The following is a 22,165-nucleotide window of genomic DNA, read 5'->3' on the forward strand; positions in this document are numbered from 1 at the left end:
TTTGGATACTAGATTATCCAACGAATGTGTATTTTTGCCGTCAAAATACAAATTGCCGATGCCCCAGACAATCATGAGCGACTACCTGGACCATCCTATATTCCCACTGCTAAGTGACGTTGCCAGTGAAGCGAAGATGGAATGCTTTGTAGTGGGGGGATATGTACGGGACCGGATCATGGGTCGCGATTTCAAGAATGACATCGATGTGGTGGTAGTGGGCAGTGGTATCGATTTCGCGACGCGTGTGGGTAACCGATTGGGTGAAAAGGTAGCGGTTTATAAGAATTTCGGTACGGCTTCTCTTCGTCACGGTGAGGTACAACTTGAGTTTGTGGGCGCACGGAAAGAATCGTATCGGGCCGATTCCCGTAAGCCCATTGTTGAAGACGGAACGTTGACAGACGACCAAAACCGGCGTGATTTCACCATCAATGCAATGGCACTCTCGCTCAATAAAGCCGACTTCGGAGTGCTGCTCGATCCGTTCAATGGTTGTGCCGATATCCAGCACCGAATCATCCGGACGCCACTCAGCCCCAACGAAACTTTCTCTGACGATCCGTTGCGCATGATGCGCGCTATACGCTTTGCTACGCAATTGAATTTCAAAATCGATATGGCAGCCATCAAGGCGATAGTGGAGAACAAGGAGCGTATTAAAATTATCTCAAGGGAGCGCGTCATCGATGAGCTGAATAAAATGGTGCTGGCAGACAAACCTTCCATAGGATTCAAGTACCTGTTTGATGTGGGCTTGTTACAGCTCGTTTTCCCGGCGATGGCTAACCTCTATGGGGTGGAAGTCATTAACGGGAAAGGGCATAAGGATAATTTCTACCATACATTGGAAGTACTGGACAATGTGGCTGAACTTAGCGACGACCTATGGCTTCGATGGGCTGCGATTATGCACGATATTGCGAAGCCTGCCACCAAGCGCTTTGACAAGCTGCATGGATGGACCTTCCATGGCCATGAAGATAAGGGTGCGCGTATGGTGCCGAAGCTCTTTGCTGAACTCAAGTTGCCGCTCAACGATAAGATGCGGTTTGTACAGAAAATGGTTGCCTTACATCTCCGTCCCATTGTGCTCGCGCAAGATACGGTGTCCGATTCGGCTGTGAGGCGATTGCTGTTTGAGGCGGGAGATGACATCGATAGCCTCATGCTACTATGCCACGCGGATGTAACAACGAAAAACGAATATAAAAAGAAGAAATATCGGCAGAATTTCGATCTCGTCAAGAAAAAGCTTAAAGATGTGGAAGAGCGGGATCAGATCCGTAACTGGCAACCTCCGGTTACGGGCCAAGATGTGATGGACGCTTTCGGGTTAAAACCCGGAAAAATGGTCGGCACGATTAAGAATGCAATCCGTGAGGCAATATTGGAAGGCGATATACCCAATAGCAGTGAAGATGCCTATCGATTCATGCTAGAAAAAGGGAAAGAACTGGGATTGAAACTCAAGGCGGATGCGTAGTGATGCGATGCTGCTGTATTGCTTATAAAAGGATTTTATCTAAGTTTGCATAAGTTCGTAGAAGAAACTAGAGGGAAGTATTATGGCTATCTATCGTTTTAGAATTTCATTCGAAGATTACGATGACGTGACCCGCGAAATCGATGTGCTGCCGAAGCATACATTTTTAGACTTGCATCAAGCGCTGCATACGGCTACTGGCTACGATCCCGAGTTGTCGTCATCGTTCTACGTGAGTAACGACAGGTGGAAAAAAGGAGCTGAAATTGCGTATTTGCCCAGTGAATCGAAGAAGAGCCAAGGCGTGGCACTTATGGAAGAGTCTAAATTGAACAAGTTCATTGACGACCCCCATCAGAAATTTTACTATGTATATAATTTTGATCACCCGCTCGATTTCCATGTGCAACTGATTAAGATATTGAAGGAGGAAGAGGGTAAAGTATACCCTGCACTATTCAAAAGCGTAGGGCAGGTGCCTAAATTGCCGGGTGCGAAAGTGGTGCCAACCGAAACAGCCAACAAGAAGGATGACGTGGAATATGATTTCTTGGGAGAGACCGAATACGGTATCAATGAAGAGGAAGATCTCGATATGCTGGACGAAGAAGAGCAGTCGGAGGGAGGAAAAGAAGAGGGGAATGATGGGTACGGGGAAGATTATTGATGGCCGATGCGAAGACATTGATTTGCGTGGTGGGTCCCACGGCGGTAGGGAAAACCACGGCAGGCATCCAACTGGCCGAACACTTCCAGACCGTTATCCTGTCCGCAGATTCCCGCCAGTTCTATCGGGAAATGACAATTGGCACCGCCAAGCCCAGCGATGAGGAGCTGGCTGCGGTGCCACATTATTTTATCAATTCCCATCACATAACGGAAGATTATTCGGCCGGCGACTTCGAGCGTGATGCACTGTCGCTGTTAGCGAAGCTGTTTTTACAGCACGACGTGGTGGTGTTGGTAGGTGGTTCCGGTCTTTTCGTCCGTGCCATTTGCCAAGGGCTGGACAACTTGCCCAAACCACTGCCGGGTGTGCGTGACCGCCTGAATGACCTTTACAGGCAAAAGGGATTAGCGCCGCTCCGGTCCTTGCTGCAGCAGGTCGACCCGGAATACTTTCATGAGATGGATACCCAGAATCCACAGCGTGTGATCCGCGCGCTTGAGGTGTACGAAAGTACCGGTATGCCGTTTTCCCACTTCCGCCGGGGGCAGGCGGCCAAGCGTCTGTTCAATGTGGTTACAATCGGGCTCGACACGAATAGGGAGGTGTTGTATCAACGTATCAATTCGCGCGTGGATGCCATGGTAGCGGCGGGCCTACTCGATGAGGTGGAGTCGTTGTTGCCGTATCGGCACAAAGCCCCGCTGCAAACTGTTGGATACGCTGAATGGTTTGACTACCTAGATGGCAAGTGCTCACGGGCAGAGGCAGTAGCGAAAATGAAACAGAACACCCGCCGGTATGCCAAACGCCAGCTCACATGGTTTCGTAAAGACGCAGCCACGGCGTGGTTTGCACCAGAAGATATTGCGGGAATGATTGCGTACGCTTCTTACCGGATCAATCCACGATAACGTTCCATCCGAATTCGTCGGCAATACGACCGTAGCGCAGGTCGTTGAGGTATTGCAGCACCTTATTCGAGAACTCGCGTTTAGCAGGATCTGGTAATGTGTAGATATTGCCTTCATAACCGATTTCGGAAATCGGTGTAAGCGTGGCTGCCGTACCGGCGGCGAACGCTTCCGTTACGCTTCCATTTTCGATGCCATCGATTAGTTCCCGCACGGATACTTTACGTTCTTCAGCCTGATAGCCCCAATGCCGTGCTATTTCGATGATGGTGCGACGGGTGATGCCATGCAGTATCGTTTCCGATGATGGCGTAATGATGGTGTCGCCCACGCGGAACAGTAAGTTGGCTGTACCCGCTTCTTCGATGTATTTATGCTCCTTTGCATCCGTCCACATCAGCTGGTCGAAACCTTCCTCCTGCGCGAGACGCGTGGGGTAGAGTGACAATGCGTAGTTGCCCGCATTTTTTGAAAAACCGACACCACCGGCTGCTGCCCGGGTGAAATGTGTTTCAATCTTTAAACGGAGCGGCTTGTTATAATACGCACCTACCGGCCCGGTGATAACGATAAACTTGTACGAATCCGAAGGGTGTACACCTAAGGCCGCTTCCGTGGCAAACATGAAAGGACGGATATATAACGACGCGCCTTCGGTTTGCGGTACCCAATCACGGTCGAGGTCGAGTAGTGTTTTAATGCCACCGATAAATAGCTCTTCCGACAGCTGGGGCATTTCCAGCCGTGTAGCCGATTTATTGAACCGTTCACGGTTCTGGTCAGGCCTGAACATGCTCACCGTGCCATCCGCATACTTGTAAGCTTTTAAGCCTTCAAAAATCGACTGACCATAGTGAATGGCCGAAGTGGCCGGGCTTAGCGATAGGTTGCCATACGGCACAATGCTTACGTCTTGCCAATCGCCGTTGGCATAATCGGCCACCAGCATGTGGTCAGAGAGAATCTGACCGAATTTCAAGTTGTTGAAATCGACTTGCGACAGCCTTGACTGCTGCGTTTGCTCCACCCGGATTGCTGTTGTTCCTGCCTCGCTCATAGCTGTATGATATTAGGTGGGCAAGTTAGGAAAAAAAGCGGATTGGAAGAAAAGATTTCATTCCGATCCGCTTGAAGGATTATGCCGACTGGTCGTCTGTCGTTGCATCGGGAGCATTCCGTTTAACCGACTCGATTCCCTTATCTCGGCCGGAAGCGGATTCATACATTTCACTCGATCCGATTACCTGACCATTGCCTGCTTTCAGGTTGAAGAAGAATTTACCGTTTTTAGCTTCTTTGCGCTCATACCGGTTATCATCCGATGCATTTTTCCTTACCGACTCGATGCCGTTAAGACAGGAAGTTTTGGCGGTGTACCCTTCGCTCGTTAGAATGACTTCGCCATTGCCGGCTTTTAGGTTGAATTGGAACTCCCCATTCTTGCGTGTTGAAATCACAAATTTTCCCATGGTTTTACTGATTTTGATTTACGATAAGTTAAATAACACGGATTATTAATAGGCTAATTTATAATAGCTTTCTTTTAAATCAAAATTAAATTCGTCTCGAAGGGTAACAAACCCGGACTCCCGGTGATATATGGAAAAAGAATACGGTTGTTCACTAATGCAGATTATTATGAAGAAGATTCTACAAAGTACATTGGTCTTACTGTTTGTTTGGCTGATGGGCAATCATGCGGCAAAGTCACAGGAATACGCCCCGTGGCAGGTTGGTATATTCGGTGGTGCCAGCCCTACATTGGGTACCTACCACGGCGATACGGCGCGAGCCAATATCGGTTATGTGGGCGGGTTATTCGCAGATCATTATTTTCGCGGTGGCAGTTTCGGTATCGGTATCGACGCACGCCTTTTGCAGCATCCGCTTTGGGGTGGTGACAGCGTGATTTTCCGCAATGGTTTCTTAGCTACTACCTTCAATAATGCGAAGCGCTTCCGGCATCTCGGATTGGCCGTGGGGCCTACTTATCAATTCAGAGCGGGGAAATTTGCCGCCGAACTGTTTGCCAAAGGCGGCGTGTTATTTCAGCAGTTTCCGGATTACCAACAGGAATTGGTATACGAAACGGCTGACCCGCGGGGTGGGGTGGTCACGCAGTCGCTGGTTGTCAGGAAAACCGCCAACACATCAGACCGGGCATTGGCCTGGATGGGCGTAGGGGGTGTGCGGTTCAATTATGAGGTTGCGCGTAATCTGAGCGTATTTGTTCAGGGTGATTACCTCAGCACGTTCGGTACGGAATTTGGCGGTAAACCATCTGAATTTTTCATTGAAGAGCTGCCTGCGATGCAGCCCCTAACCGAGGGGCATTTCGTTGATGACCCTACTTTATTTTTCGGAAAGGAGCCGCAACTGCGGCGTACCTTCACCCAAGCATTGAATGTGGCTGCCGGTATCAAATACGCGTTTGGTGGCAAGCGTAAGGCTAAAATGGTGCCGACCCCGGGGCCGGAGGTTGCTGCGGCGGTGGCCGTTCCGGCCGACACAGCACAGCCCAGAAAGAAAAAAGATCTGGTTGTAGTAGTAAAGGATAAGCAAACCGGTTTGGCTTTAAGCGGCGTAAAAGTGGTTATTTCGGGAGAAGAGGTGGAGCACGTGGGCACGACCAATGCCAATGGCGAAGCCGAGCGGCTGACTGCCGCGGTGAGTGGGGATTATCGCGTGACTGGTGAAAAGAATGGGATAGCCACCACAGTCGTCCATATTACACCGGCTGATTTCCAAGGTAGCGGGGCGGTAATCTATAAAGAGTTGCTACACGACGATCCGCGTTTTACGTTAGTAGGCGAAACGGTGGAGTGTGATACGGACAGCAAGCTAGCCGGTATCAAAACCATCCTTACCCACGAAGGTACCAATGCTAATCTCAGCCAAATTTCAGACACCGAAGGTAAGTTTATCTACCAGCTTGAACAGCAATCGAGCTACAATGTGGTAGCCAATCAGGCTGGTAAATATTCGCAAACCGAGCGGGTGACCACCGTGGGCCTGGACCGCAGTAAGACGTTGTATGTGACCTTGAAGCTCGGCGTGTGCGTCCTGGAGGAAGGGGCTTCGTGGGTAGTGAAAAACATCTTGTACGATTTTGATAAGAGCGATATCCGCCGCGATGCGGCGTTGGTACTCGATAACGTGGCAAATATCCTGAAGCAAAACCCGACGCTCCGTATAGAGCTATCATCGCACACAGACAGCCGAGGTAACGATGCATACAACATGCAGCTCTCGCAGCGCCGTGCCGATGCAGCGGTGGCTTACTTGGTATCCAAAGGAATAGACCGGGGAAGGATGGTGGCCAGGGGTTACGGGGAAACGAGATTAGTCAATCCGTGCGCTAACGGGGCAGATTGTTCGGAAGCCGACCATGAACAGAACCGCCGTACGGAAATCAACGTGCTTGCTTATTAGGGATGGACTGATGATGGAACCGATTGGTAGCAAATGTTGGATATTATGCAAATACTTAATTGGTTTTTTTGTATTTGCGATCAGGTGGGTGTTTTTTAGAACGCCGTTGTAACGACCACGCGATACAGCCGATGGCGGTAAGGGCTAACCCAACATAAAGCCCATATTGCCATCGGCTTTTCTTTTGCAGGTATGTAGGTACGGAGACCCCTGTAAACTGCAACGATGACCAATACCAGGGGTTCTGTGCTGATATGGGTGCTGACGCGATATAGTCTCGTTTGGCCTCGGCCAACGCTAATGCCGGTTCGTGTGTACGGGTTAGCGCATCGTAAAACAGGCGGGCGAGTACGGCAGTCGTCTCATCGGCGACAGGCCAATAGGAAGCGATGACGCCGCGCACGCCTTTACTAAGAAATGCTCTGTTGAGACTTTCCACACCCTCGCCACGCAGAAGTTCGCCAGCAGCCGTTTGGCAAGCAGAAAGAAATACCAATGGCGCAGTAGCCCGGGTATATTGCAATTTCGAGAGTGTGACGGGTTGATCAAACGCGATATATGGTTCATCAATCCCATTTGCGACGGCATGGGCAGCGATATGGATCAGTCCGCCATTTTCAAGCGAGCCAAAGAGTACGGTGTCCGACGCATCGGCATCTTGGTATACTGCTGCGCCGAATGTACCACTGAGATAAGCTACTTCCTGGTTGACAAAGGGAATATCAGGCAATTCCTCACCGCTGTATTGGCTTTTGGCGAACACGTGCAGCGGCAGGTTTCGATGTGTATTTTCCGGTGGGCTAATGGTTTCCTTTGGGCTAGTATTGAGCAAGAAGGTGTAGGTGTAGTTGAGCGTAAAGCGCTGTCCGATAAACTGGTCGCCCTCCATCAACGCGTCGAACGGTAACTTCAGTAGCGGGCCGTCTGGCGACAGTACCATCCGCCCCCCACCGGCCGGGAGTGCCGGAAGCAGCAGCACCGCTAGCCGCGTGGCTTCGTCGCGATAACGGGAGGGATCATTATCGTATGCCGTGGGGGTCATGCCGAAGTAGCGATCGCTGAAGCGTTGTATGGCTTGCAACGCATCCGCTGGTAGTTGACCGGCGATGGCTTTGCCTGCAGTAAAAGCCATGTAGTAACCATCACTTTCGGGCGACGTAAAATAGCTAACCCACATGGTGCTGTCTGAATGGGCGGTGAGCTGTGCGATGAATGCCGTAAAATCCGGCGGGTGGAAAGATTGTGCCAAGTGATCTTCGGCCAACTGGAACTGGAAGGTGAGCCGGTCGGCTTCGTCCTGCAGCCGTTGCCGTTCTGTGGGATTCCGTTCCGTGGCGAGCGCTTGGAAAAGGTATTGCAGCGATCGTCGTGTTGTGTTACCTTCATCGGATATCCACTGACCGGTTCGATTGATTTCGTGGAGCAGCTGCCGTCCTTTAGATAATTCGGTGACCCAGCACATGGTTTCTACCAATGCTTGGTGGGTAGACTGGCTATTGGTCGACTGGAACGCAGCCCATAATTGACCCATCGCTTCATCGAGCAACCGCCTGTTCCATGCGGAATTTTGGTAATGGCTCGCGTCGCTTACGATCAACTGCTGGGTATAGAACGCATTTTCTATTGCCCGACGGTAATACTGTATAGCCGAATCAGCATCCTGCTGGGCATACACTCGCGCCAGGCCCCAGAGTATTTCGGTAAATGTATAATCAGGGTAGTGTGTTGGTGCGGTCGTGTCCCCGAATAATTGTAGGGCATCGCGGAAATCTTTATGGGCACCGATGTAGTCGCCATAAACGAATCGGAGGTTGCCGCGCGCATAACGGTATTTAGCCCGTTCCCGTTGTTTGCTTCCGGGGAAATGCTGTTCGGTGAGCAAGATGGCGCTGTTGATTTGCTGTAGTGCATCATCCAAGCGATCTTGTGCTTCATTTAACGAACAGCCTTGATAAAGTGCCGATGTATACCAGATCAACGTATCGCCCACTGGGCGCTTTCTGGTGAAGTGGTGAATGGCTAACTGGTTGTAGTACCGGGCGGTATCCAGCTGGCCAAGTGTTTGGTAGCAGTTGGCTAAGATATTGTACAATAGCCCTGCATTTGCATCGCGGTCGCTTACGTACTGTAAGCCGCTTTTACAGGCGTCTAGTACGCGTTCGGGCCAGCCGAGCTGCTGGTAAGCAACGGCCAGGTTCGTGTACAACGAAGGCAGTTGCTGCTCCTTTCCACGTTGCTTCGACGTATCTATTGCCCGTTCGTGGATGTATAATGCCCGTTGTAAGTCGCCTAGCTGTGTGTAGAGGTTGCCTAGCGGTTTGGCAATGTAATCGACGAAATCCGGTTCGGGCAACCGGTTATCATCGATATACTCCAATGCCATTTCATAGTATCGCGTGCTGCCGGGGACATTGCCACTTTCGCGTAGTGCGTAGCCGATGTTCAACAACAACCAGACATACATTTCTTTGCCCTCGGCTGTCACCGGTAGGGTAGTAAGTTGGTTCAGGAACGAATCTGGATCGTGGATGAAACGTTCGGGATGATCATAGGCAATGTTTCCCAACTGTTCGAGTTGATCAAGTTGGGCTGCGGTATCGACTGCGCCGCTGCGATCATTATGATCCGGTGGTGGGTGCTGGTCTTGATGACAGCCCAATAAGCCGCCGAGAATAAGGACGGCTAGCAATCTCCGGACGTTTCTTAGAACCGCCATGCCGCATATACATGTCCGAATTGTCCTTGGTTTCCGCCGTAGATGTAGCGAATACCCACAACTGGCCCCAAATAGGTACGGCCAAAATTAAGATCGGCAAACGGCTGGACATGGAGACGGCCCATGGCCAATCGCTCGTCCGAATGCCGTATGGTTGAAGGTATTTCGCCGTTGGCGCCCAACAAGTGGTACGTCCGTTCTTCGAGGTGTTTCGTGTTGATCGTGGTTTCTGCCAACGCCCCTGCACCGGCCGATACCCAGCTGTTGAAGTTGTAGCGCAGGTGAAGCGGTACCACCCGCAGTTGGATGAAGCGGTCGCTCTGGTAGGTGTCAAACCGTTCGTACTCATATTTTTGTATCCGGTCGGTGCCCGGTACCGGCAATTCAAGTGCTCCCGGTTCATACACCGTATTGGTTGCAGATGCCCGATATGCGTTGGCGTATACTTCCACCTGCCAGTAAAGTTTGCGGTATGGCGCAATGGGGGCAAGGCCTACACCAAGCAACGGTCCATTTTTCACCGTGCGTTCTTCATCACTTCCCGTTGGTTTTTGGATGAAATGGTGGTATCCCGCAAACACAATGGGCGAAAAACCCCTACGGAATCTGCCTGTTGCAAAATTTGTAGTAATAGGTTCGTTCTTGTCGAAATAGATGTCGGTCTGTCCCCTGAACGAGCGGTTGGGTAGTTTCCTTTTCGGAAGTACGGTAAATCGGATAAACCCTTGGGTGCTGTCCTTATCGTGTACATCGGGTGCTTTTGAGCCTGGCAGGGCAATGTCTTTGAAGTGGAATACCAGGGTGTCGGTTCCCTTAACATAGTACTGGTAACAGGCGGCTTGGTTGGCGGTGGCACAGGTATCGACCTCGGGATATAAATTCAGCAGGTTGAAGGTATTGGGGTCGAGTACTTCCGGCAATTTGATTTCAAGGCGGATGTTTTTGGCATCACCTTCGCCATCGTTCTGGAATTGCACTTTGTAGGTAAGCGCTTTTCGCTTGGATAGCAGGCGATAGCTCAGCCTTGATTGCTTGAGCGACATCTTATTCGGATCGTGTGACGTTACAATCGGCACATCCAATCGATGTACACGGGCGGGCCCTTTTTCCGGAATGAACACGCCGGTGATGGTTACGGTCGCGTTGGTGTCGGTTAGCATTTCCGGCGTGATATCTAAATTAATCAGTGAAAATTGCGAGGTATTTTTGCCTGCTACCTCGTACGATGTTACGGTTTTATAGCTGCCGTATAACTCCGCAAAATAATCAATGGCTTCGCTGCCTTGGAAATCTTGCTCTTCACGGATGCCGTAGTCAGGGCTTCCGCTTTGTGTTACGGTTACGCTGGGTACGGTTGCCCATAGGCTTTCCAGGTTTTTCGGATCATCCGGCGGTGTGATGGTTTCATCGTTGTAGGTCGTCTGGCCGGCATACACAAATCCTTCCGGACCGAAAATCTTTTCGTTGGTCAGTAAGAATATTCGGCCTTTCTCGGTCGTGTTTATTCCGGCGATGACCACCATATCTTGCCCCGGCAATGCATTGGCATTTTTGGAGAGTTTAAAGGTAGCGTCCGTGTTGAAGAAATTCTGCTCAGCGGTAGAGGCAATTGGCTTTGGTGCTACCTTTGTTGAGTCTACATTAATCTTCCTTGTTGGGCGTTTTGGGCGTGGGCCATTATCGTAGTTACTGACCGTATAGAGCGTCACGTCGTAATCACCGGGCTTGGTGTACTGGTGTTTTGGGGCTTCTGCCGTGCTGAAGTGCCCATCGCCAAAGTCCCACAAGTACGTGTAGAACGGTTCACGGCCCCCGGGGATGCCGTTGAGCTTGGGCAATGCTGCCTGAAAAGTCGCTTGGTTGCCAAGGAACTGCACATCAATCTTTGCTTCGACAGTATCGATGATACCCGCGTGCGTGGCTAAGCAAACGGAAAGAAATGTCCATAAAGTTAGGTAGTGTTTTATGTTCATAGCCGTCGATTGGTGTTTTGGGCGAAAAATAGGAATTTTTTTTATTTTTACAACCTTTACATCCATTTACGTAATGCATCCAGACCAACGGTTTATCAACTATTTACAGCATAATGATAGTCGGGGAATTGCCGAAATTTACCGCTTATATGCCGACAAGATTGCGCGGATGATACGCCATAACCATGGTGATGAAGCGGATGCAGCTGATATTCTCCAGGAGGCGCTGATCGATATCTATCGGTTGAGTGCCGATGGGAAATTTGTGCTAACCTGTCCTTTTGAGGCTTTTTTGGTGACGGTTTGTAAACGTAAATGGTTGAATGTATTGAAAAAAAAGTCGGGCAGCCCGGTAACAAAATCATTGGACGACGGATTTACTTTTGAGCGGAGTGAGGAAACGGAAGCTAGTGGACACGCGGATCAATTGGAACGAGAAATGGCTGTGATGCAGGTGCTTGAAATGATGGGGGACAAGTGTCGCGGCATCATTAAAGCCTGCATGGGCAAGGAGCATCAGGAAAAGGTGGCTGAGCGATTGGGGTTGACCTATGCTTATCTACGCAAGAAAAAAAGCGAATGCATGGCACAACTGGGAAAACTGGTGAAAACACATCCGTTGTTCAATGGTGAACAATAAACGACATGGATAACTATTTCGAACACATCCAAGACTATTTGGACGGCAGCTTGGCGCCGGCAGATACGCGGCGCTTCGAGGAAGCGTTGACAAACGATGCGGACCTGCGGCGGGAAACCGCCCATCAGCGCATGCTCCGCGAAACCATAGCCAAACAGCTCGAGACCAGCCAAGGCGTACCTGCTTTAGCAGAAACATTGCAGGCGGCTAGCCGTGCACATTTTGCGAAGGCACGGAAACCTAAGTATCCATCTGTTGTGCGTTGGTTGATCCCATTGGCTGCCGCAGCGTGCCTCCTGCTGGTGCTTACCATACCTGGCTTGTGGACGGTTAACTTTGAGCGCCTCCCCGATATGCCGGTGTCGGTGACCCGTGGGGTGGGTTCCGATGATTTGGCATTGCAGGCTGCGGAAGCATTCAACGCAAAGGATTACAATCGTAGTGTCCAATTACTTGAAGCCTTGGTAGCCCATGATACCGCAAATATGCGGAACCGGTATTACCTTGGCCTGAGCTATTTGGGTGCCGAAAGGCACCAACAAAGTGCTGACGTGCTGCGCCCTGTTGCCGACGGGAAGGCGGTATATGCCGATGATGCCCGTTATTTCCTTGCTGTTGCCTTGTGGCGTTTAGGTGATGCGGGTGAAGCGTTACGGTATGCGACACAGGTGACGCCGCGAAGCAGTTATCATCAGAAAGCCCAAAAATTGGCGGATCGCTTAGCGCAATAGCATCCGTAATTCATTGCCTAATTAAAGCCAATTGTATTTTTTTTCCACGCGGGGGTAACAACGTGTGGCGCCTATTGATATACGGATATAACGGGTCGGGATTCCGATCGAAATGGTTTAACTAAAAAAAGTAATCATGAAAAAGTTTTTATTCGTAACAGCAATTATCGGTGTATTTTCGTTCCTATTTTCAGCGTGCCATAAGGAAACCAACATGGCTCCCCAATGGATTAACTCCACGGCGTTTTATGCTCAACAGGGATCTAACCTACAGCAATTTACTGGCGACGCTGCTTCGGGATTTACCATTACCGGCGAGCGGGGAACAGAAATCTCGTTCCCTGCAGGTGCTTTTATAGACGGAGATGGCAATGTGGTTTCCGGTCAGGTGCACGTGGGGATCATTGAAATCCTCACCAAGAAGGATCTCCTGCTCTCGGGGGTAGCGACGGAATCCAATGGGCAGCTTCTGGAATCAGGGGGCGAATTGTATATCGAGGTTTTGCAAAATGGTGATACGCTCAAGTTGAATCCGGATAATTTACCATGGAGCGCCAATCCGGTGCAAGTGAAATTGCCGCGTGACACAGGTATCGACCCCAGTGGGATGATTTTATTCAATCAGGGCTCGCGGTATGATGGTAATGTGTTGACGGATGATTCGTTTACCTGGTTGGTCTTCGATGAATCGCCGCAAGCGATGGTGCAGCCCTATTCGTACGATTTCAACATTCCGAATTTCGGATGGATCAATGTCGATAAGTTTTTGAGTTATCCGCCAAATCAATTAACCTTCACCCACGTAAAATTGACCTCCGGCTCAGAAACCGGGCTGCAAGACGTCGCGGTGATGATGGTCTTCGAGAACCTGAATGCAGTGATCGGATTGAATTACGACCCGGCTATGCAGTGGTTTGGATCGGAAAGTTTTTCGCTGTCGCCCAATATTCCTATTGGTGAGCAGGTTGCGGTAGTCGTTATCGCAAAAGACGTACAAGACAATCTTTATTTTGCAAAACAGGAAAATATAACCGTCACGGCAAATGGCCTGTACACACTCACGCCGCAGCCAGCAACCGCACAGGACATCGCTTGGCTCAATGGGTTATAAGGGGTTTTCCGGAGTTCGATATAAACGGTAAACATGGTTTGGTATAAAAAAGTGAAGCCGGTCAATTTTTTGACCGGTTTCTATTGGTAGAGGCAAGTTTACAAATGTCGAACTTTTTGGAAGATTATGAAGCCATATTAAATGCAACGAATTTGATCGAATAATTAAATAAGCTGAATATCATATTTCAATCAACCCGCCTGTTTCACTCTCTCAAGTGGCGTCTGCTGCCCACATGCGGAATAAACACGCTTTCCAATACAGAATGATGCATAGGTTAAAGCTGTAGAAGACGAATTATCCTTCCAAGATTTTCCTCTTTTCCAGGTATTCTTCTTTGGTGATTTGGCCTGAGGCAAAGCGCTTTTTTATAAGATTAAGCGGTGTACCTTTCGTCGTTCTTTGGCCAGCGATATTGTTCTAATCTTTTCAATCAAGATGCTTCTTTTGTCGTCAAGTAATTGCAGGCCGATCAATAGTAACCTTTCCTTCAGTTGCTGAAGTTGTTCATCTGTGAGGTCCTGGCGAATCTCTCACACTCCCAAATCTACCAAAACATCGTGTAGGCCAAGCTTGCTTAGTGCCTCCCTGACCATCAGCCTGCACCTGTGGCTGACCATGTATTTGATATACAGTGCCACTAAGATAGGGGGATGAAACGTTGCATGGAAGCTATTTTATGATGCAAACAGGTGTTGGAACCTGTCACATGGGCGAACAAAAAAGAAGCTGCCCCGCCATTAACTGGGACAGCTTTTTCTACAATAAGCACTAGACCTGTCCGAATTTTATTCGCTTGCGGCCTGTTTGTTGACAAAGTTTTCAGCAATCGCTGTTAGTGCCATATCCGTTGCCTTCTCATTGTCCAAGGTGTCCTGCAACAACTGTTCCACGTCGGAATGCCCCATGACATGGGCAAAAGTCCGTAAACTTCCATAGGTTGCTATCTCGTAGTGCTCCACTTTCTGGGCAGCGATGATGAGTGCTGCATCACGTACAAGCGTACCCTTATCCGTGTCGTCAATGATACTCTCCGCCTCTTCCAGCAAACCCGCCATGGCCTCACATTTTTTAGCGGCCGCCCGTTCATCGAGCAGTCCAAATACCTGCTCCAATGCCGTGATATGGGTTTCTGTTTCGCCGGTATGCTTTTCAAATGCCGCTACCAGTTCCTTGCTCGTGGCCGCTTTCTTCATTTTGGGCAAGGCTTTCATCAGGTGCTTTTCGGCCCAGTAAATGTCTTTCAGTTCATCCACAAAAAACTTATGAAAATCAGAGTCTTCCATCCTGCCGGTCTTTCCTGTAGGTTTAGCTGATTTGGGAGCCGCCTTTGCGGTACCCGTTGTTTTTGCATTTGTTTGCATGTTCTTTTATTTTAATCATCTTTATTAATGATCGTACATAGTAAATAACTGTCGGCAACGCCATTTGTTTACCGCCCGTCGATATATATTTTCATCATCGTTGGCCTGATGCCACCAGCAGCAGATTACCCTAACAGACCGATCCATTCGTCCTTGGTTCCGAAATAAAATTTTGATTTCCAGTTAATTTACACTATTTTTACACAAAAGGAGGCATAAGAAATAACAAAAAAGGTAACCATCTCCACACTTCCAGTTTGGTTATTCTTGAAAGTCATGCAAACAAAAGGCTCAGCTGTAGAACCGGCGGCCATGACTCACCTTGACAACGCAAACACGCCCCACTTTTGATTCACGAAATAGGTTGCGTTATTGCACCCTAATCACCAACGAATATGGCAACAACAATCCCCGATTACATCATTGCCATTGGCGCGTCCGCCGGTGGACTGGAGGAAATCAATACCTTCTTCGACCATACGCCCCTTGACGGGGTCGCGTATGTCATTGTCCAGCATTTGTCCGCAAACTTCAAAAGCCGCATGGTCGAATTACTGTCGAAGCACAGCAAGCTGGCCGTCATGGAAGCCGAAAACGGAATGATGGTAAAAACCAATGAGGTATACCTCATTCCCAACAACAAATTCATGACCATCCGCGGTGGGCGCTTGTATTTGGAGAGCAAAGAAGACATAGCCGGGCCGCACCTCACCATCGATATGTTCTTCGGCTCCCTCGGGGCGGATATTGGCCCCAGGGCAATCGGTGTCGTCCTGTCGGGGTTAGGTTCCGATGGCACCCAGGGCAGTATGGCCATCAAGAAATCTGGGGGGATGGTCCTCGCCCGCAATCCGGAAAACTCACAATTCGGCAGCATGCCTTCCAATGTAATTGCCACCGGGTTGGTCGATCAGGTACTGGATCCCGAAAAAATGCCGAAAGCCATCGAGCAATACGTAACACATCAGCTCAGCAAAAAAACAGACCATCAAGCAAATGAGAAATACCTCATCGACATCGCCGACCTAATCAAGGAACGCTCCTCGCTGGATTTTACCGATTACAAAAGGACCACACTCATGAGGCGTGCACTGAGGAGGGCCGCGCAAAACAACTTCGAGTCCCTGGAAAACTATGTGGAATTCCTGCGGAGAACACCGCAAGAGGTGGAAATCCTGGTCAAGGATTTCCTGATCAGCGTAACTTCGTTTTTCCGGAACACGGCGGCATTCGATTTCATAGCAGTAAACGTTTTGCCGGACATCCTGAAAAGGCTGCCACCGGGAGAACCCTTGAAAATGTGGGTGGCGGGTTGTGCCACTGGCGAGGAGGCCTATTCTATGGCCGTATTGATCGCTGAGCAGGAAACATGGGATCCAGAGCGAAACCCCGTGAAAATTTTTGCCACGGACATTGACGAAGCGGCTTTGCTTCGTGCTGGGAAAGGGGAATACGTTCAGGATATTGAAAAAGATGTATCCGCGGAACGGTTGAGAAAATTTTTCATAAAAAAAGAAGACCATTATATGGTTTCTCCGGCTATACGCAAGATGGTCATCTTCGCGAAGCACGATCTGAGCAAAAATCCACCCTATTGCAACATGGATTTCATCAGTTGCCGCAACCTCTTGATCTACATGAACCCTCCCTTGCAGGAAAGGGTGTTCAACATTTTCTTATTTGGCCTTAAGGTGCAGGGTTATCTATTCCTCGGTGCCAGCGAAACCCCCGTCCCCATCAGCGCTTCCTTAGAGGAGGTACATAAAAAATGGCGGATATACAGAAACCTCAAGGCTAGGAAATCAGTATCCCTTGACATGCTTGTCCTGCCCCAAGTACCCGGGCAACAACGGACAAATGGTCTGGTCAGGGAAGAAAACCCCATCAATTCCAACCAAGGCCTGCTTGAGCTCATGCACCACGAATGGGCGTCCCAAATGGACTACCTCGTTGTCTGCCTCGATGACGAACATCGGGTGCTGAAATCCTATGGCGATTCGTCCAAATTCCTGCACCAGGAGAATTTCAACTCGGATATCCTCACGCTCATGCCAAAACCACTTGCATTGGCATTCGGCACGTTGCATGCACGTGTCATGCAAACCAACCAGCGAGCTTCCGTAGACGGCATCGTCATCCATCATGGGGATGCACCGACGACCGTGAGCCTGTCCATCAGTCCGCTTACCCAGATTCCAGGCAAGCAACGGTTTGTGGTGGCTACCTTCCGTGAAGACCAATCCAATACGCCCATCTGTGGAAAGCGTCCGGTATTCGACGAGAAAGCTTACTATGACCAATATCTGCTTGACCTTGAAGCACAATTGAAGGAAGCCAAAGAAAAGCTCAAAAGCGTTTACGAGATGTTGGACACCTCCAATGAGAACCTGCAGTCATACAATGAAGAGTTGATTTCAGCTAACGAGGAGATGCAGAGCACCAATGAGGAGATGCAATCGGTAAATGAGGAACTCCATACCATCAATTCGGATTACGAACTGAAGAACAGGGAATTGCTCGAACTCAACGACGACCTGAATAACTATTTCCGCAGCAACATCACCGGCCAGCTATTCGTAAACAGGGATTTAGTGCTGATGAAATTTTCGCCCGGCGCAACCGAGCAAATCAATCTGCGTGAAATCGACATTGGCCGGCCACTCCACCAAATTTCAAATAACATCAAATTTGATACGATAATAAGTGATATTAAAGCAGTGATTGCCAGGGGAGACGTGTTGACTAGGGAAGTCCAAACAGCAGAAGGCAAATGGTACCAATTAATGACGATGCCATATTTACAGGCGCACAATCAAATTGCGGGGGCCATCGTTACATTTAATGACATCACCGAACTGAAACTACTTCAGCTGGAGCTGGACGGAAGGAATGAGGCCCTACAGCGCATCAATGCGGACCTGGAAAACTTTATGCATATCGCTTCCCATGACCTGTTAGGGCCATTGGGAAACGTCGAATTGGGCATCACCATGATGAACCAGAAAATCACGGATCCGGCATTGAACGATTACCTGCAGGTCGTCAACCGGTCCATACAGAAATTCAGCTCACTTATCAAGGATATCGGTCATATTGCCGGAATGGAAAGTGAACTTATCACCACCGAACAGGTCGACCTCGATAAAATCATCGATCATATCGAATGGAGCCTGGAAAACAAAATCAAGCTATCGGGGGCGGTTATCCTGCGAGATTTTGAAGTCAGCCGTTTCTTTTTCTCAAAAAACAACCTGAGGAGTGTATTGTACAATCTGATTTCGAATGCGATCAAATTCAGGAATGCCCGGCCTCCCATTATCCGGATCTATAACCGCCAAGAGGCCGAATATATGGTGCTGACGGTTTCCGATAACGGAATCGGGATGGAGAAAAGCAGCATGGAAAATATCTTTAACATCCACGGGAGAATCAATCAGGAGGTCGAAGGTAACGGTATTGGCCTCTACTTAACCAAACGGATTGTAACGGCGGCAAGAGGGAAAATCACGGTAGATAGCGAGCCGGGAAAAGGGAGCACATTTACATTATACCTGAAAACTGCGGATCAACAGGATTAAACCATGGGAAAGAAAATATTGATTGTGGATGATGATGCTGAGCTACAATTTCTGCTCGCCCAAATCCTGGGGGATGCCGGTTATCAAACCTGTTGTCTCCGAAATGGCAAATCGGTGATTGAAACCATGGCTCAATTTTCCCCCGATCTGATTTTACTTGATGTGAAGATAGGGAATATTGACGGCCGCAGCCTGTGCAAGCACATCAAGCAAACCGCTGGGATGGAGGTAATCCCGATTATACTGGTATCCGCAGTTGACAACCTTTATGCGTCATTGGACAAAGAGGGAGGTCCCGACGATATTATCCTGAAGCCTTTTGATCTTGATGATTTCTTGAAAAGAGTCCGCGTTTTTTTAACTTGATAATCTTAACAGAAATCGTAGCGGGATTTTGATATGAATATTGGGACGAAGTTAAAAACCACCCATGGTGCTTTCGCGGTATCTCCGCAACACAACCCCTAATTAAAATAGAAATCCGGTCCGATTTAAATTTCGCTAAACAATACTTTTGCTGGTTTGTATTCTTCAATGGGCAAATAATCCGATCTGCAAATTAAAATGTTGTTCAGATGAAGGCGGAAAAGCTACCCATTGTACGTTTCGCACCCAGAGGCGCAGATAGCTTCTACGAAGCTGTAACAGAGAAAGTTTCAGCTTATTTTGAAAAGAATCATATTTCTCGCTATGCAAATACAACCATGTGGATAAAGACATACTTCATGTTGCTGCTTTACGTGGTGCCCTATGTCCTGATGGTTACAGGTCAGGCAGCGGGTAATTATTGGCTGTATTTCGCGCTTTGGTTCCTGATGGGGTGGGGAATGGTAGGCATAGGTACGGCAGTCATGCATGATGCCAATCACGGAACCTACTCGCCCAACAAAAAAGTAAATAGTCTGATCGGACACATCCTGGAAATTGTAGGTGGTTATTCGGCAACATGGAAAATCCAGCACAATCTATTACATCACACCTATACCAACATTGAAGGTTTAGATGATGACATCAGCAGTATTAAGTTGCTGCGCTTTTCTCCTCGGCAGCCCTGGTATTGGTTCCATCGTTACCAATATCTTTATGCTTGGTTTTTTTATATGAACATGACCCTATTCTGGATGACGGCGAAGGACTACCTACAGGTAATACGCTACAAAAGGCATAACCTGCTGGCCAAACAGAAAGTTTCTTTTGGTCAGGCCATATTCCGCATTACGATGTACAAGCTGTTTTACTATGCCTATATATTGATCTTGCCGATTTTGTTTTCAGGCATGCCATGGTACTTGGTATTGGCAGGATTCCTACTCATGCATTTTACGGCAGGGTTATTTCTTTCCTGTGTTTTCCAACCATCGCATATCATGGAGACATCCGCCTTTGCAGCACCTGTCGAATCGGAAGGAAAGATGCGGATGGAAGATAGCTGGGCAATCCATGAATTGGGCAATACGACCAACTTTGCACCGAAGAGCCGTATATTATCCTGGTTTATTGGGGGCCTCAATTTTCAGATCGAACATCATCTCTTTACGGGAATCTGTCATGTTCATTATCCCAAAATCGCGCCGGTTGTCAAATCGACGGCCTTAGCATTCGGGCTGCCTTATCATGAGCAGGAAACATTTATGAAAGCCCTGCTCTTGCATGCAAAAATGTTAAAGCTCCTTGGAAAGGAATAATTCACATACATACCACGAATGCGATGGATCATCCGACTTATGCCGTTATCGTTGGAAGCGGCAGTTATATTCCGACGAGAAAGATACGAAACGAAGATTTCCTTGAACATGCCTTTTATGATCAAGATGGTACTAGGCTGAAAAAAATGAATGCGGAGATCATCAGGCAATTTGGCCGGATTACCGGTATCCAGGAAAGAAGGTACGTGACAGATGACCTGGTAGCGTCTGACATTGCCGCATTCGCCGGACAGGAGGCACTGGTGTCCAGCGGGATAGACGGGGAAACGCTGGATTATATCATCGTTGCCCATAACTTTGGCGACATCAGGGCAGATAACCGCAGAAGCGAATTCGTGCCGGCATTGGCATCCCGGGTCAAGCATCGTTTAACTATCAAAAACCCGTCAACCATCGCCTATGATTTGCCTTTCGGTTGTGCCGGCTGGTTACAAGGTGTGATCCAAGCAGATACTTACATCCGCAACAGCAGTGCCAAACGGGTATTGGTTATCGGAACGGAAACACTGTCACGGATCTCCGATCCGCACGACCGGGATAGTATGATCTACGCCGATGGAGCCGGGGCTGTCGTCTTGGAAGCCAGGCAGAGTAACACACCGGTAGGCGTGCTGAGCCATGCCACTAAGTCTTACGCTGCCGAACTGGCCTATGTATTACGCATGGGCAAATCTTCCAATCCTGAATACGGCCATGATCACCTGTTTCTCAAAATGAATGGCAGGAAGCTATACGAGTATGCGTTAAAAGCCGTGCCACAAACCATGAAGCAGTGTCTTGACCGCGCGGGCCTAATAGTCACGGAAGTCGATAAAGTGCTGATCCATCAGGCAAATGAAAAAATGGACGAGGCGATCCTGAGGAACCTATTTGAACTATACGACCTGTATAGCTCGCCAAAAGACATGATGCCCATGACGATTTCATGGCTCGGGAACAGTTCTGTAGCAACATTACCCACTTTATACGACTTGATGCATAAAGGGAAATTAATTGATCAAGTCCTGCAGAAAGGAAGTGTGATTGTAATTGCTTCCATGGGCGCTGGCGTGAATATGAACGCCGTGGCGTATAAAATACCTACCGCGTGACCGCCTGCTCCATTATCAGTGTCGCGCAGGTCTATGCTTGTGCAATAGGTGTTGCATATTATACGATCTTGCTCGACCGAAATAAAAAACGCTGAATTACAATATTTTATTCTTACCTTTAAGCCAATTAATAATTCAATTAATTTTTTATTCAAAAGCCATGCAAGAAGGCGTAGTAAAATTTTTCAATGAGACTAAGGGTTTCGGTTTCATCACCCCCAAAGACGGTGGACGAGAGGTATTTGTTCACTCTTCCGGGTTGAAAGACCAGATCCGCGAAAATGATGATGTTTCATTTGAAGTCGAGCAGGGCCAAAAGGGCCTCAACGCAGTAAACGTAAAATTGAATTAATTTCTATTTTTCAGATATTGTATGAAGACCACCGGGCATTAACCCTGGTGGTTTTTTTGTTCCTTCCACTCCGCGCTTACAGGACGCAAAGTGTACGAGTTCTTAGTTATTGACTATTTACAGTCATCGAATGATGTAACTTGCGATGACTTGTTTTATAAGTGTTAGCACACAATAGCACTCACACCTGGTTGAGCACGGGTATTCAGAAGGGATGGCGCAACGGTAGCGTATTATCGGGGTTTCTCCAATTTGTCCGACTTAAACCTACACTCATAAATAATTTAATCAGATGAAAATCGCTTTTATAGGCACTTACGCCCCCCGCCAATGCGGTATCGGGTCATTTACGCAGCACCTCTTCCAATCCACCGGCGGCGGTTCCGGGACATCAGGCAATTTTG

Annotated in this window: 18 protein-coding genes; 12 read left to right on the plus strand and 6 right to left on the minus strand. The window is 48.7% G+C overall.

Annotated elements, in window-relative coordinates; translation table 11 throughout:
- The first annotated feature begins 73 nt into the window (after positions 1-73).
- The 3 genes from VNQ80_RS06625 to miaA all read left to right on the plus strand — a co-directional run bounded on the left by VNQ80_RS06625 (position 74) and on the right by miaA (position 3,067).
- Positions 74-1,486, plus strand: a complete 1,413-nt coding sequence (locus VNQ80_RS06625; RefSeq protein ID WP_325636715.1) for a CCA tRNA nucleotidyltransferase — start codon at positions 74-76, stop codon at positions 1,484-1,486.
- Positions 1,487-1,568: 82 nt separating this feature from the next.
- Entirely contained in the window at positions 1,569-2,153 is a 585-nt protein-coding gene (locus tag VNQ80_RS06630) for an IS1096 element passenger TnpR family protein (protein ID WP_325636681.1), read from the plus strand.
- A complete protein-coding gene (miaA, locus tag VNQ80_RS06635; protein ID WP_325636683.1) occupies positions 2,153-3,067 on the plus strand; it encodes a tRNA (adenosine(37)-N6)-dimethylallyltransferase MiaA in 915 nt (304 codons plus the stop codon). Before VNQ80_RS06630 ends, miaA begins: the two co-directional genes overlap by 1 nt.
- Here miaA and VNQ80_RS06640 read toward each other — a convergent pair.
- Positions 3,054-4,124 (minus strand): branched-chain amino acid aminotransferase, encoded by a 1,071-nt coding sequence (locus tag VNQ80_RS06640; protein WP_325636685.1) that lies wholly within the window; start codon positions 4,122-4,124, stop codon positions 3,054-3,056. The two genes, miaA and VNQ80_RS06640, sit on opposite strands and share 14 nt — an antisense overlap.
- 79 nt (positions 4,125-4,203) lie before the next feature.
- A complete protein-coding gene (locus VNQ80_RS06645) occupies positions 4,204-4,536 on the minus strand; it encodes a YegP family protein (RefSeq protein WP_325636687.1) in 333 nt (110 codons plus the stop codon).
- 169 nt (positions 4,537-4,705) lie between these two features.
- On the opposite strand from VNQ80_RS06645, the gene VNQ80_RS06650 reads away from it, so the two are divergent.
- Complete coding sequence (locus tag VNQ80_RS06650) at positions 4,706-6,499, plus strand: OmpA family protein (RefSeq protein WP_325636689.1); 1,794 nt, start codon at positions 4,706-4,708, stop codon at positions 6,497-6,499.
- 55 nt (positions 6,500-6,554) lie between these two features.
- Here VNQ80_RS06650 and VNQ80_RS06655 read toward each other — a convergent pair whose 3' ends face one another.
- Together VNQ80_RS06655 and VNQ80_RS06660 are read right to left on the minus strand one after the other, a co-directional pair.
- Entirely contained in the window at positions 6,555-9,215 is a 2,661-nt protein-coding gene (locus tag VNQ80_RS06655) for a CHAT domain-containing tetratricopeptide repeat protein (RefSeq protein ID WP_325636691.1), read from the minus strand.
- Positions 9,203-11,188 (minus strand): PKD domain-containing protein, encoded by a 1,986-nt coding sequence (locus tag VNQ80_RS06660; RefSeq protein WP_325636693.1) that lies wholly within the window; start codon positions 11,186-11,188, stop codon positions 9,203-9,205. The genes VNQ80_RS06655 and VNQ80_RS06660 overlap by 13 nt, the downstream gene beginning before the upstream one ends.
- Before the next feature lie 73 nt (positions 11,189-11,261).
- Between VNQ80_RS06660 and VNQ80_RS06665 the strand changes: the two genes are divergently transcribed.
- The 3 genes from VNQ80_RS06665 to VNQ80_RS06675 all read left to right on the plus strand — a co-directional run bounded on the left by VNQ80_RS06665 (position 11,262) and on the right by VNQ80_RS06675 (position 13,670).
- Positions 11,262-11,828, plus strand: a complete 567-nt coding sequence (locus tag VNQ80_RS06665; RefSeq protein WP_325636695.1) for a sigma-70 family RNA polymerase sigma factor — start codon at positions 11,262-11,264, stop codon at positions 11,826-11,828.
- A 5-nt stretch (positions 11,829-11,833) separates the two neighbouring features.
- Positions 11,834-12,559, plus strand: a complete 726-nt coding sequence (locus VNQ80_RS06670) for a hypothetical protein (RefSeq protein ID WP_325636697.1) — start codon at positions 11,834-11,836, stop codon at positions 12,557-12,559.
- 136 nt (positions 12,560-12,695) lie between these two features.
- On the plus strand, positions 12,696-13,670 hold the full coding sequence (locus VNQ80_RS06675; RefSeq protein ID WP_325636699.1) for a hypothetical protein: 975 nt from the start codon (positions 12,696-12,698) through the stop codon (positions 13,668-13,670).
- A gap of 297 nt (positions 13,671-13,967) precedes the next feature.
- Here the strand turns inward: VNQ80_RS06675 and VNQ80_RS06680 are convergent, their stop codons facing one another.
- Together VNQ80_RS06680 and VNQ80_RS06685 are read right to left on the minus strand one after the other, a co-directional pair.
- A complete protein-coding gene (locus tag VNQ80_RS06680) occupies positions 13,968-14,084 on the minus strand; it encodes an SHOCT domain-containing protein (protein ID WP_188506158.1) in 117 nt (38 codons plus the stop codon).
- 374 nt (positions 14,085-14,458) lie between these two features.
- Positions 14,459-15,034, minus strand: coding sequence for a ferritin-like domain-containing protein (locus VNQ80_RS06685; protein ID WP_188505337.1), 576 nt, complete (start codon positions 15,032-15,034; stop codon positions 14,459-14,461).
- A gap of 395 nt (positions 15,035-15,429) precedes the next feature.
- Between VNQ80_RS06685 and VNQ80_RS06690 the strand changes: the two genes are divergently transcribed.
- The 5 genes from VNQ80_RS06690 to VNQ80_RS06710 all read left to right on the plus strand — a co-directional run bounded on the left by VNQ80_RS06690 (position 15,430) and on the right by VNQ80_RS06710 (position 21,761).
- Complete coding sequence (locus tag VNQ80_RS06690; RefSeq protein WP_325636703.1) at positions 15,430-18,612, plus strand: chemotaxis protein CheB; 3,183 nt, start codon at positions 15,430-15,432, stop codon at positions 18,610-18,612.
- A gap of 3 nt (positions 18,613-18,615) precedes the next feature.
- Positions 18,616-18,978 (plus strand): response regulator, encoded by a 363-nt coding sequence (locus VNQ80_RS06695; RefSeq protein WP_325636705.1) that lies wholly within the window; start codon positions 18,616-18,618, stop codon positions 18,976-18,978.
- 209 nt (positions 18,979-19,187) lie between these two features.
- A complete protein-coding gene (locus VNQ80_RS06700; protein ID WP_325636707.1) occupies positions 19,188-20,297 on the plus strand; it encodes an acyl-CoA desaturase in 1,110 nt (369 codons plus the stop codon).
- A 23-nt stretch (positions 20,298-20,320) separates the two neighbouring features.
- The gene (locus VNQ80_RS06705; RefSeq protein ID WP_325636709.1) at positions 20,321-21,409 is read left to right on the plus strand and encodes a ketoacyl-ACP synthase III; all 1,089 of its coding nucleotides are present in this window, start codon (positions 20,321-20,323) and stop codon (positions 21,407-21,409) included.
- A 160-nt stretch (positions 21,410-21,569) separates the two neighbouring features.
- Positions 21,570-21,761 carry a cold-shock protein gene (locus VNQ80_RS06710; RefSeq protein ID WP_188505341.1) on the plus strand — a complete coding sequence of 64 codons (192 nt, stop codon included), beginning with the start codon at positions 21,570-21,572 and terminating at the stop codon, positions 21,759-21,761.
- Positions 21,762-22,165 lie beyond the last annotated feature (404 nt).

Source organism: Parapedobacter sp., from assembly GCF_035556095.1.
GTDB lineage: Bacteria > Bacteroidota > Bacteroidia > Sphingobacteriales > Sphingobacteriaceae > Parapedobacter.